The following is a 12,064-nucleotide window of genomic DNA, read 5'->3' on the forward strand; positions in this document are numbered from 1 at the left end:
CTGGGTCGCTCATTTGGGTCGCTCATTTGGGTCGTTCATTTGGGTCGTTCTTATGCCAGATGTTATCGATAAAGACGAAGCGTTCGAGCAGCTGGCTTCGCCACAGGGCAAGAAAAAACCCGGGCCCAGCCTTAAAGCCCGGGCCGTGGGCTTTCTTTCTCGCCGCGAACATTCGCGTGTCGAACTTGAGCGCAAACTGGCCCCGCATGTCGATGATCCGGCCGAGTTAAAGCGCGTTCTCGACGACCTGGAGCGCGAACAATGGTTGTCCGATGCGCGCTTCGCGCAGGGTCTGGCGCACCGCAAGGCGCCGCTTCAGGGGACGGCGCGCATCATGCAAGAGCTCAGGCAGCACGGTCTGGCCGACGAACAACTTGAACAGTTGCGTGCTGAGCTGCAGTCCACCGAAGTCCAGCGTGCACGGCAGGTCTGGCAAAAAAAATTCTCGCAGCCTCCGGGCGATGTCAAGGAATACGCCAGGCAGTTCCGTTTTCTGGCCTCACGCGGGTTCTCCGCCAATTGTCTGCGCCAGATACTGGGCGACCCGGACAACGACGCCGGTTTCTGATCCTCGTACAAACCCTGTTTTGGGCTGCCAGGCTTTGGCCTGACCCGGATCTATATAGCCATGGCAAGCGAATCAACCCCGTCGGCATCCTGCTGCGGCAAGGCTTGCGCGTGCCGAACGACTTCGCCCAGGATAATGACGGCGGGGCTGGTCATATGCCGGGCTTGCACAGTGGCGGCCAGGTGTGTCAGGGTCGTGACGGCATGCCGTTGCGCGGCGCACGATACCTGCGCCGCGATGGCGACAGGAAGCGTCGCAGGAAAGCCCGCCGCCAGCAGTTCAGCCTGCAGCATATCCGGTTGGCTCATGCCCATATAGCACACGATCGTCAGGCCGCTGCGAGCCAGCGATGACCAGTCGGGGCGGGAGTCATCGACAGTGTGGGCGGTGACCAGCGTCACCCCGCGGGATACTTCGCGATGCGTGAGCGGCAGCCCCAGCGCGCTCGCGACGGCCAGCCCGGCCGTAATGCCGCTGATGCCTTCGACATCGATGCGGCGCTCTTTGAGCCAGGTCATTTCTTCTCCGGCACGCCCAAAAATGAAGGGGTCTCCGCCTTTGACGCGAGCGACCGCGTGGCCTTCCCGGGCGTACCGGGCCATCAATCGAAGAATGAAATTCTGCGGCGTGGACGCGCATCCGCCGCGTTTGCCAACCTCGATGATTTTTGTTCCGGGTTGGGCCAGATCCAGAATATCCCGACCCACCAAATCGTCGACCAGCCAGACCGTGCATTGCGCGAGGACGCGAGCCGCCTTGAGTGTCAGTAGCTCGGCATCGCCGGGGCCGGCGCCAACCAGCCAAACCTTGCCGGAAGAGGGCGGCCTTTCGGTGCGGGTAGATGTGTTCATGCGGCCAACTCCATCGCGGCGTGGTCTTGAATCATTCGTCTCATTTGCGGAACGCAGGACCCGCAGCCCGTGCCGCATTTCAGGCTGGCCTGGATTTCTTCCAGGCTTTTTCCCGCTTGTATGGCTTGGCTGATGGCGGCTTCGCTGATGTTCTCGCAGGCGCAGATGATGGCTGCGCGCACAGGCGGTTTTGTGCGCCCCATCAGCACCAGGATGACATTGTCCGGGGCGTTTTCGTCGTTGGCCCATTGCAGCAGAGCGGCTTCTGCGCGTGTGTCGCCCGTCAGCAAAAAGGCGCCCAAACCTTGTCCTGAGCGCCGGATGCGGCGGATGACGCCGCGAGCTGGATCGTCGAAAGCCAGATCGGCCTGATTCAGGTCCAGGTCGTCGATCAAGGCTAGAAGGGTAGCCGCGTCCGCCGTGGCCGGACCCGCCAGCCGCAGGCGCACCCCTTCCTGGCCGATGGCGGTCGGGACCACAACGGCGTACGGGAATGCGCTTAGCCATTTGCCCAGTCTTTGCCGCAAGGCGGCGCTCGGGCCCTGAATCCAGGCGCTGGCTTGCCACGGATAGTTGAGCGCCTCCAGGCCGACGGCGCTGTGTTTGAGTTCAGGCTGATGCGAAATCGGATCGCAGACGCTGTGGCTCAGTGCGTTGACGCCATCGCCCGCCATGAATGCACTGCCCCAATGCATGGGGATATAAGCGTGGCCGGGTTTGAGGCCTGTATCCCGCCGAGCTGGAGCGATGAACTCGCCGCGCCGCGATGTCACTTTGACCAGGGAGTCCTCGCCGATTCGGTAACGTTGCATATCGACGGGGTGCAGGTACATGCGCGGCTCTTCCTCGTGGCGCGTCAGCATCGGCGCGAGGCTGCTGCGGTTCATTGTGTGCCACTGGTCGCGCAAGCGCCCAGTGGTCAGACGCAAGGGGTATTGCGCAGACACCGGATCGGCGACGGGCGTGTAGCCTATGTCCATGAATCGGGCGCGCTGGCTTGCCGTCGGGAAAATGCCATCCTGGTACAAACGCACCGAGTCGGTGCGTGCCGACGTATAGGGCCATTGTTGAGGGCCTTCGGCTTCCAGCCTTGCGTAACTCAGCGCGCTGTAGTCCAGGTCGCGGCCAGCCGTGAATCGCGCATGTTCGGCAAAAATTTCCGCCTCGTCGCGATAGTTAAAGAGCGCCGCCTTGGCCGGAGCGATTTTTGCCGCCAGTTTTTTGGCGACGGCGCACGCCAGCCTCCAATCGGACTTGGCGTCGCCGGGCGGTTTGATGACGGCGCGCACGCGGCTGATCCGGCGCTCGGAGTTGGTGACGGTGCCTTCTTTTTCCGGCCACGTCGACGCGGGCAGCACCAGGTCGGCATAGGCCAGCGTTTCGGTATGAGCGAAGGCTTCCTGAACAATCACGAATTCGGCTTTGGCGAGAGCCGCGCGTACTTTGGTCTGGTCCGGCATGGAGTGGGCCGGGTTGGTGCCCGCGATCCAGAGCACCTTGATTTTTCCTGCCAGCACGGCATCGAACATGTCGACGGCCGTGAGTCCCCGGGTTTGGGGCAATTGCTCTACGCCCCATAAGGCGGCGGCCTCCGCCCTGTGGGCGGCATTGTCCGGATCGCGGTGGCCGGGTAAAAGGGTGGCCATGCCGCCGGCCTCGCGGCCACCCATGGCATTGGGCTGCCCTGTCAACGAAAAAGGGCCGGCGCCCGGCCTGCCGATTTGTCCGGTTGCCAGGTGCAAATGAATCAGCGCCGCGTTCTTGGCGGTGCCGCTGCTCGATTGGTTCAAGCCCATGGTGTAGAGCGATAGTGTCGATTTGGACTGGGCGAACCAGCGGGCGCACTGGACGATATCGGCCGCGGGCACGCCGCATAGTTCTTCGGCCGATTTGGGCGTGAAGTCGTGGATGCGCTGTTTAAGCGCATCGAAGCCCTCGGTATGCTGTGCGATGTAATCGCGGTCGATCAGATCTTCCCACACCATGACGTTGAGCATGGCGTGAAATAACGCCACATCGGTGCCGGCGGAAATGGGCAGGTGCAGATCGGCAATCGCGCAGGTATCGGTGCGCCGCGGATCCACCACAATAATTTTCATGGCCGGGTTGCGGGCTTTTGCCGCTTCCAGGCGGCGAAACAGCACAGGGTGGGCAAAGGCGGTGTTCGACCCGGCGATGAATACGGTTTCGGCGCAATCCAGGTCTTCGTAGCAGGCGGGTGGGGCATCCGCGCCCAGAGTGAGCTTGTAGGCCGAGACGGCACTGGACATGCACAGCCGCGAGTTGGTATCGATGTTGTTGGTGCCCACGAGTGCGCGCGCCAGTTTGTTGAAGACGGCATAGTCTTCCGTCAGCAGTTGTCCCGAGAGATAAAACCCGATGGCGTCGGGCCCATGCTTGTCGATGGTGTCGGCCAGTACCCGGGCGGCAATCGTCAGGGCGCTCATCAAGGCGATAGGTTGGCGCGGCTCGTTTTTGTGCCGGCGTAATTGGGCCGACAAGATGCGGCTGCCATCGGCCTTGACCGTGGCCGCCAGATTCATCCCTTTGCTGCATAACTTGCCGTGGCTGGATGGGTGTTCCCTGTCTCCGGTCACCTCCACGACGCGATTGCCCTGGCTGCGGATTTGCACGCCGCAACCGGTGCCGCAGTAGCAGCATACGGACAGAACGGCGCGTGAGGACGCAGCCGGCTCGGGCACGGACGTGTCGTTCATGATCTACTCCTTGTGCGCAAGATTCAGGTAGACCGTATCGGCGTCGACCTTGACGGCGACGGTGCGCGCGCAACCCTGGTCGGGCGCCATGGCCTGGCCATCTTCGAGCCCGATGGTCCAGCTGTGCAAAGGGCAGGTGACCCAGTGGCCATGAACCAGACCGGCCGACAGGGGGCCGCCCTTGTGCGGGCAGCGGTCCAGAACGGCAAACACATGGTCGTCAGAGGCCCTGAATATCGCAATATTGTCGGTTCCCGTTTGCTGCACGACTCGCGCCCCCGCCCTGGGTATTTCGGCGAGAGGGCAAATGGCGGTCCATTCATGTATCAAAGTGCTTGTGTTCATATCAGCTTCACGCAGTCAGGGTTTCGAATTCACGCCGGGCAGCCGGGTTTGCAATGCGCTCGACCCAAGGATCTTTTTCAAACGACAGGGCAAATTTCAGGCGTGCATACAGTTCGGCGCGGTGGCTTGCATCGTTGACGACCCGGGCTTTGACGTGGTCCAGGCCGACGCGGCCGAGGTAATGGCAGGTGCGCTCCAGGTAGAACGCCTCCTCGCGGTAAAGCTGCAGAAAGGCGCCGGAATATTCCAGAACTTCCTCGGCGGTTTTCACTTTGACGAAGAATTGCGCCACTTCGGTCTTGATGCCGCCGTTGCCGCCGACATAAAGCTCCCAGCCGGAGTCCACCGCAATAACGCCGATATCCTTGATGCCCGATTCCGCGCAATTGCGTGGGCAGCCCGACACCGCCAGCTTGACCTTGTGCGGGCTGCTCATGCCGACCAGGTCCTTTTCCAGGGCGATGCCCATGGCGGTGGAGTCTTGCGTGCCAAAGCGGCAAAATTCGCTGCCTACACAGGTTTTGACAGTGCGCAGCCCTTTGCCATAGGCGTGGCCCGAGGGCATGTCCAGGTCTTTCCAGACATTGGGCAGGTCTTTTTTTTGTATGCCCAGCAAATCGATGCGCTGGCCTCCGGTCACCTTCACCCTGGGCACGTGGTATTTGTCGGCCACATCGGCAATCCGGCGTAGTTCAGCCGGGGTAGTCACGCCGCCCCACATGCGGGGCACGACCGAATAGGTGCCGTCCTTCTGAATATTGGCATGTGTGCGTTCGTTGGCCAGGCGGGATTGCGCATCGTCCCTAGCCTGGCCGGGCCAGGTCGACGTGACGTAGTAGTTCAAGGCGGGACGGCAGGTCGCGCAGCCGTCCGCACTGCGCCATTCCAGGAAACGCATGGCATCGGCAATGGACATCAGGCGATGTTCCCGGATGGCCTTGCGAATTTCACCATGGGTAAAGTTGCAGCAGCCGCAAATGGGCTTTTCCGATTTGGGCTTGATGTTGGCGGCGCCGCCCACGCAGTTGATCAATATCTGTTCGACCAGACCGGCGCAGGAGCCGCAAGAACTCGCCGCCTTGGTGTGTTTTTTGACCTCATCGACGGTGAACAGGCCTTGTTCGCGGATCGCTTTGACGATGGTTCCCTTGCAAACGCCGTTGCAGCCGCAGACCTCGGTATCGTCGGACATGCCCGCGACGCTGTTCTGCCCCGCATGTCCGGTGTCGCCTACCGAGCCCTCGCCAAACATCAGGTGATCGCGCAAATCGTTGATCGATTTCGCTTCTCTTATCAGGCGAAAGTACCAGGCGCCGTCGACGGTATCGCCGTACAGACAGGCCCCAATCAGCTTGTCGTCCTTGATGACAAGTTTCTTGTACACGCCGCCTATAGGGTCGGACAGGGTAATGGCCTCGGTATCGCCGCCTCCGGTGTAATCGCCCGCCGAAAACACATCGATGCCAGTGACCTTGAGTTTGGTCGACGTGACGCTGCCCGGGTAGCGCGAGATGCCGAAGAACGCCAGATGGTTGGCGGCGACCTTGGCCTGTTCGAACAGAGGCGCGACCAGACCATAGGCCATGCCGCGGTGGCTGACGCATTCGCCCACGGCATAGATGCTGGGGTCGTAGGTTTGCAGGGTGTCGTTGACAATAATGCCGCGGTCCGTATGGATGCCGGCCTGATCCGCCAGTTCGGTGTTGGGCCGGATCCCGACAGCCATCACGATCAGGTCGGCGGCCAATTCGCTGCCGTCTTTGAAACGTATCCCTTTGACTTTGCCCGCTTCATCGCCCATGACTGATTCGGTCTGATGCGCCATCAGAAACGTCAGGCCGCGCTGCTCCAGGCTGGTTTGCAGCAAGCCGGCCGCGGCGCTGTCGAGCTGGCGATCCAGCAGGCTTGAACCCAAATGCACGACCGATACCTTCATGCCGCGCGCCGCCAGGCCATTGGCGGCTTCCAGGCCCAGCAGCCCTCCGCCGATAACGACCGCATGTCGGTAGACCTTGGCTGCGTCGATCATGCGATTGACATCGCGTATGTCGCGAAAGGTGACCACGCCGTTCAAGTCGCAACCCGGAACCGGCAGGATGACCGGGTTGGAACCGGTCGCAAGCAAGAGCCGATCGTACTTGGCGACGGTTCCATCGTCGGCCTGGACTTCCTTGCGGGCGCGGTTGATCTTGACCACGTTGCGGTTCAACAGCAGCTCGATACGATTTTGCGCGTACCAGTCCAGGTCGTTGAGAATAATATCCTGAATGGTCTGCTCGCCCGTCAGCACCGGCGACAGCAAAATCCGGTTGTAGTTGGGATAGGGTTCCGAACCGAACACCGTGATGTCGTACAGATTCGGATCCAGCTTCAGCAGCTCTTCCAAAGTCCTGACGCCGGCCATTCCATTGCCGACCACAACGAGTTTCAGTTTTTTCATAAATGCCTGCTCTTCATTGATTGATCCTCAAGAGACATTAAGCAAATAGCGTGCCAATTTTGTACGTGGAGGAAAATCGGAGGGAATACCGGGAGGGGATGCGAAGCGCATTCCGGATTGCACCGTGACGGTGCGTCTGAATGGCGCGTTTTTGAGCGGCATAGCCGTCGCCTGTAGCGGCAGCCCTTGTGGCTGCCATAATCCTGGGGATCAGACCATATCTTGCATGGATGACAGGCACAAGGCCTGTCGCTACGTGCGACGGACGGGCACGAAGATTGCTTGAATAACAAGCATCCGCCGGTTCAAACACACGCGCCGGCTCATCCAATGCGAAGGAGCACGCCATGCGGCTATTTCCAATATTTTGCGATCTCCAGGGGAAAAACGTCCTGGTGGTGGGCGGGGGCGGCGTGGCGTTGCGCAAAGTATCTCTGTTGCTCGAGGCCGCTGCCCGGGTGACCGTGGGGGCGCAGACCTTGTGCAGCGATATGGCGCGCCTGGTCGAGCAGGGCAAGGTGCAGTATCTGGAAGGCGCCTATTGCCGCGCCTGGTTGGACGGGAAGTGCCTGGCCGTCGCGGCCACCAGCGTTCGGGAAGTGAATGCGCGAATTGCACAGGATGCCGCTGCGCTCAATTTGTGGGTGAATGTGGTCGACGACCCCGAGCTGTCCAGTTTTCATGTGCCGGCCATTGTCGATCGTTCGCCGGTGGTGATTGCAATTTCTTCATCGGGAGTCGCCCCTGTGCTCGCCAGACGTTTGCGGGAAAAGCTGGAAAGCTTGCTGGATCAGGGCTGGGGGTCGCTCGCGCAACTGGCCGAAAAATACCGGACCCGGATACGAGAGCGATTTGGCGACGTGTCCGAACGCCGCCGCTTTTATGCCTGGATGCTGGATGGGCCTGTTGCGGCTCATGTCAGGCAGGCGCGTGTCCCCCAGGCCGAAGGCGCTTTGATGCAGGCCTTGGCGGCAGGAAATACCTTTTCCGGCGGGCTGGTTTCTTTTGTGTGTGCGGGCTGCGCCGATCCGGGCCTGCTGACACTCAAGGGCTTGCGAGCCTTGAATGAAGCGGATGTAGTCCTGTACGAACAGGGGGTGGGCGACGATGTGCTGGCTTTGGCCAGGCGCGATGCCGACAAGCGCGAGGTCGCGGGCGCCAGTGTTTCGCAGAACGAATCCCTTTGTACACAGATGCGAGCTCTGGCCCAGGAAGGATCGCACGTCGTCTGTGTATTTGGCGCGGGCAGCCGAGCCGAGCAGGCGGCCCTGATGTCTCGTCTTCTATCCCTGGAAATCTGTTGCGAGTGGATTCCGGGCGTAGCCGCCGGCGCCGATTCGTTCGGCCAACGTTTCGCCGTTAAGGCCGTCGGATAGAGCGTTTTTGGTCAAACGGTATACCGCACAGGATGTTTTGGTATTTTGGGCGTGTTGGTATCTGGAGACGCCGTCTATGGAGGCCGGGGCGGGGCCGGCACGGCGTGCTTGATCCGGATCTGCCTCGCCCTGCGGCGTCTTAACAGAATGACCCCTCACCCAAAACGATTACTCACCCCAAACGGCTCAAAAAAAAGCGACACGAAACGCATTCAGTTCCGTAAACACGTCAACCGAAAACGCCCTAATGGCTAATGGTTTGTTGTTTACCAGTTGCCGCCATTGCACGCGGCCCAGGCACGGCCTTGATGCCGCTCAGCGTACGAAAGCAGGTTTCGCGCGCCTGGGTTACGAAAGCATGCAGATAGGTGGCGTCGGCGTCTTCAGTGCGAACGGCCGCGTAAAGTGTGCGCCAGACCCCCTGCGCGCCCAGATGGCAGATGTGCAGCCAATCCTGGTTTATATATTCGGTCAAAGCCCAATTGGGCAGGGCTGCCACGCCACGCTGGCTGGCGACCAATTGCACAATGATCGGCGTGAGTTCGGCCTTGCGCAGCGCCGCCGGTTCAACCCCGGCCGGATCCAGAAAAGTAGTAAAGACATCCAGCCTTTGCTTTTCGACCGGGTAGGTAATCAGCACTTGATCGGCCAGTTGCTGGGGTTCGATATGCTTGTACTGGGCCAGGGGGTTGCCGGTGGCGACCGCCAGCACCAGTTCGTAGCTGAAAAGCGGTAGGTATTGAATCACGTCCATGGGCTGCGGATCGGAGGTGATCACCACATCCAGATCACCCCGTACCAAAGCCGGCAGGGGAGCAAACGAAAACGCGGCCGACAGATCCAGAGCGACATCCGACCAGTTTTGCCTGAACGCATCCAGTGCCGGCATCAGCCACTGAAAGCATGAGTGGCAATCGATCGCCAGGTGCAGGCGGCCTGTTCGCCCGGCGGCCAGGCGCTGCAATTCCCGCTCGGTGGCCTTGACCCTCGGTAGAACTTCATCGGCCAACGCCAAAATGCGCAAAGCCGCGGTGGTCAGTCGGGCCGGGCGGGTGCGGCGATTCAGCAAAGAGGTTTTCAGCCGGACCTCGAGATCGCGCAACTGATGCGACAGCGCCGACTGCGTCACATGCAGCCGCTCCGCCGCCTCTTGCAGGCTGCCGGCCTCGCGTATGGCGCTCAGGGTTTCAAGATGTCGTATTTCCAGCATGGGATATGGCCGTCGTAGGGGACTATCGCTGATTTTTAGTTTGGATTGATACCGTCATTATATGAATAATTTTCATTCTATAGATGTTGCATTTGATTTTTTTTCAAGGATAAGCCGGCGCACAATAACAGTACTTTGATAATTTATTGGTTTCTTTAAAAATATAATGACTATTATTCATAATCTTGGCTTCCCTCGCATCGGTGCGCAGCGTGAACTGAAACGGGCGCTGGAAGGGTATTGGGCCGGCAAGCAAAACGCAGAAGAGCTGCAACAGGTAGGGCGCGATTTGCGTACCCGCCACTGGGCCGTGCAGGCCGACGCGGGGGTGGCTTTCGTCCCGGTGGGCGATTTTGCCTGGTACGACCAAATTCTGGAATGGACGACGTTGCTTGGGGCGGTGCCCGCACGTTTTGCCCAGCCTGCGGATCGGCCCGTCAGCCTTGACACCCTGTTCAGGATGGCTCGCGGAAGGGCGCCTTCGGGGACGCCCGCCGCCGCGTGCGAAATGACCAAGTGGTTTGACACGAATTATCACTATATCGTTCCGGAACTTGTGCCGCAGCAGGACTACCGCATTGCGCGCGAAGATCTGTTCGATCAGGTGCGCGAGGCGCAGGCCCTGGGTTATCAGGTCAAACCTGTCATTCCCGGGCCTTTAAGCTGGCTGTGGCTGGGCAAAGGCGATGCGTTCTCCACAGGCGCCGGCGACGTGGGCAAGCTCACGCTGCTGAAAAACCTGTTGCCTGTCTATAAAGAGGTGCTGGCGCGGTTCAAGGCCATGGGCGTGCAATGGGTGCAGATCGACGAACCGATACTGACTCTGGACCTGCCTGCGCAATGGCGCGAGGCCTTTGCGCAAGTGTACGCCGGCCTGGCGCCGGCGGGCTTGAATATTCTGCTGGCCACGTATTTTGAAGCGCTGGGCGACAACCTGCCGGTATTGAAGGGCTTGCCGGTCCAGGGGCTGCATATCGATCTAGTGCGCGCGCCCGCCCAGCTGGCCGACGTCGTGGCTTTGTTGCGGCCCGATCAAGTCCTGTCGGCCGGCATTATCAATGGCCGCAATATCTGGCGCACCGATCTGGATGAGGCTCGCGCCTTGCTGGCCCCGGTTAAAGCGCAATTGGGTGAACGCTTGTGGCTCGCGCCTTCATGCTCCCTGTTGCACGTGCCTGTCGATCTTGCGCATGAGCACGAGCTGGATGCCGAATTGAAAGGGTGGTTGTCTTTTGCCACCCAGAAACTCGATGAGTTGCGTTGCCTGGCCGCCTTTCTGGACAATACGGCCGATGCGGGAATTCAGGCGGCGCTGCAAGCGCAGCGGGTGTCCTTGCAGAGCCGGCGCGCATCGTCGCGCATCCACAATGCCGCTGTTCAGCGGCGCCTGAAGGGCGCAGCTGAACTTAGCCGCAACCGCGCGCCCTTTGCCCAACGCATTGCGCGCCAGCAAAAGGAACTGGGATTGCCCGCGTATCCGACCACCACCATAGGGTCTTTCCCCCAAACGAGCGAGATCCGCGCTTTGCGCCGCGACTGGAAGGCGGGCGCGATAAGCGATTCGGCGTATGAAAAAGCCATACGCGGCGAGATCGAGCATGTCATACGTTTCCAGGAAAAAATCGGGCTCGATGTCCTGGTGCATGGCGAACCCGAGCGCAACGATATGGTGGAATATTTCGGCGAGCTGCTGGCCGGCTTTGCCTTTACGCAAAACGGCTGGGTGCAAAGCTACGGCTCGCGTTGCGTCAAACCGCCGATTATTTTTGGCGATGTGGCCCGCCCCGCGCCGATGACCGTGGCCTGGGCCGCTTATGCGCAATCGCTGACCGACAAACCCGTCAAGGGCATGCTGACCGGCCCGGTAACCATTTTGCAATGGTCGTTTGTGCGCGATGATCAGCCGCGCGAGGTAATCTGCCATCAATTGGCGCTGGCCCTGCGCGACGAAGTGGTCGATCTGGAAAAGGCCGGGATCGGCATCATCCAGATCGATGAACCCGCGTTTCGCGAAGGCCTGCCTTTGCGCCGCGCCGATTGGGCCGTGTATTTGGCCTGGGCGGTCGATAGCTTCCGCATGGCCACCGCCGGCGTACGCGAAGAAACCCAGATCCATACGCATATGTGCTATTCGGAATTCAACGACATCATGAGCGCAATCGCCGCCATGGATGCGGACGTGATCACGATTGAAACCTCGCGCTCCAATATGGAGTTGCTCGATGCCTTCGAGGACTTCCGCTATCCCAATGACATCGGGCCTGGCGTGTACGACATCCATTCGCCCAATGTGCCGCAAATCGGCCCTATGGTCGATCTGATGCGCAAGGCGGCCAGCCGTCTGCCGGCCGAACGGCTGTGGGTCAATCCGGACTGCGGCCTGAAAACCCGCGCCTGGCCTGAAACGGAAGCGGCCCTGCTGGCCATGGTCCAGGCAGCCCGGACATTGCGCCAGCCGGCGTAATGCGAGAATTCGGCCCGAACCGGGTGCGTGGCGCATAGCCTCCGGTTTGGGCCGGCCTGCTCGGGCAAGGCGTACCCTGCGTTATACTTGCCG

Annotated in this window: 8 protein-coding genes; 3 read left to right on the top strand and 5 right to left on the bottom strand. The window is 60.6% G+C overall.

The features are described 5' to 3' along the window. Positions 1–52 precede the first annotated feature (52 nt). Entirely contained in the window at positions 53–568 is a 516-nt protein-coding gene (gene recX, locus EDC26_RS14965) for a recombination regulator RecX (protein WP_132584055.1), read from the top strand. A 50-nt stretch (positions 569–618) separates the two neighbouring features. Here the strand turns inward: recX and cobA are convergent, their stop codons facing one another. The 4 genes from cobA to nirB are packed head-to-tail and all read right to left on the bottom strand — an operon-like array spanning position 619 to position 6,921. Further along, positions 619–1,419, bottom strand: coding sequence for a uroporphyrinogen-III C-methyltransferase (gene cobA, locus EDC26_RS14970; RefSeq protein ID WP_132584057.1), 801 nt, complete (start codon positions 1,417–1,419; stop codon positions 619–621). Further along, positions 1,416–4,136 (bottom strand): nitrate reductase, encoded by a 2,721-nt coding sequence (locus EDC26_RS14975; RefSeq protein WP_132584059.1) that lies wholly within the window; start codon positions 4,134–4,136, stop codon positions 1,416–1,418. Before EDC26_RS14975 ends, cobA begins: the two co-directional genes overlap by 4 nt. A gap of 3 nt (positions 4,137–4,139) precedes the next feature. Beyond that, positions 4,140–4,481, bottom strand: a complete 342-nt coding sequence (gene nirD, locus EDC26_RS14980) for a nitrite reductase small subunit NirD (protein ID WP_132584061.1) — start codon at positions 4,479–4,481, stop codon at positions 4,140–4,142. Between the two features lie 7 nt (positions 4,482–4,488). Continuing rightward, the gene (gene nirB, locus EDC26_RS14985; protein WP_132584063.1) at positions 4,489–6,921 is read right to left on the bottom strand and encodes a nitrite reductase large subunit NirB; all 2,433 of its coding nucleotides are present in this window, start codon (positions 6,919–6,921) and stop codon (positions 4,489–4,491) included. A 347-nt stretch (positions 6,922–7,268) separates the two neighbouring features. Between nirB and EDC26_RS14990 the strand changes: the two genes are divergently transcribed. Then, positions 7,269–8,297 carry an NAD(P)-dependent oxidoreductase gene (locus tag EDC26_RS14990; protein WP_132584065.1) on the top strand — a complete coding sequence of 343 codons (1,029 nt, stop codon included), beginning with the start codon at positions 7,269–7,271 and terminating at the stop codon, positions 8,295–8,297. A gap of 244 nt (positions 8,298–8,541) precedes the next feature. Here the strand turns inward: EDC26_RS14990 and EDC26_RS14995 are convergent, their stop codons facing one another. Further along, complete coding sequence (locus tag EDC26_RS14995; RefSeq protein ID WP_132584067.1) at positions 8,542–9,507, bottom strand: LysR family transcriptional regulator; 966 nt, start codon at positions 9,505–9,507, stop codon at positions 8,542–8,544. Between the two features lie 166 nt (positions 9,508–9,673). Between EDC26_RS14995 and metE the strand changes: the two genes are divergently transcribed. Beyond that, a complete protein-coding gene (metE, locus tag EDC26_RS15000) occupies positions 9,674–11,971 on the top strand; it encodes a 5-methyltetrahydropteroyltriglutamate--homocysteine S-methyltransferase (protein WP_132584069.1) in 2,298 nt (765 codons plus the stop codon). The last annotated feature ends 93 nt before the right edge of the window (positions 11,972–12,064 follow it).

The sequence above is a fragment of the Paralcaligenes ureilyticus genome, from assembly GCF_004346225.1.
In the GTDB taxonomy this organism is placed as follows: Bacteria; Pseudomonadota; Gammaproteobacteria; order Burkholderiales; family Burkholderiaceae_B; genus Paralcaligenes; species Paralcaligenes ureilyticus.

Coding starts and splice junctions, on each gene's coding strand:
- nirB (WP_132584063.1), bottom strand. CDS start 6,921: ATGAAAAAACTGAAACTCGTTGTGGTCGGCAATGGAATGGCCGGCGTC.
- EDC26_RS14990 (WP_132584065.1), top strand. CDS start 7,269: ATGCGGCTATTTCCAATATTTTGCGATCTCCAGGGGAAAAACGTCCTG.
- EDC26_RS14975 (WP_132584059.1), bottom strand. CDS start 4,136: ATGAACGACACGTCCGTGCCCGAGCCGGCTGCGTCCTCACGCGCCGTT.
- EDC26_RS14995 (WP_132584067.1), bottom strand. CDS start 9,507: ATGCTGGAAATACGACATCTTGAAACCCTGAGCGCCATACGCGAGGCC.
- cobA (WP_132584057.1), bottom strand. CDS start 1,419: ATGAACACATCTACCCGCACCGAAAGGCCGCCCTCTTCCGGCAAGGTT.
- metE (WP_132584069.1), top strand. CDS start 9,674: ATGACTATTATTCATAATCTTGGCTTCCCTCGCATCGGTGCGCAGCGT.
- nirD (WP_132584061.1), bottom strand. CDS start 4,481: ATGAACACAAGCACTTTGATACATGAATGGACCGCCATTTGCCCTCTC.
- recX (WP_132584055.1), top strand. CDS start 53: ATGCCAGATGTTATCGATAAAGACGAAGCGTTCGAGCAGCTGGCTTCG.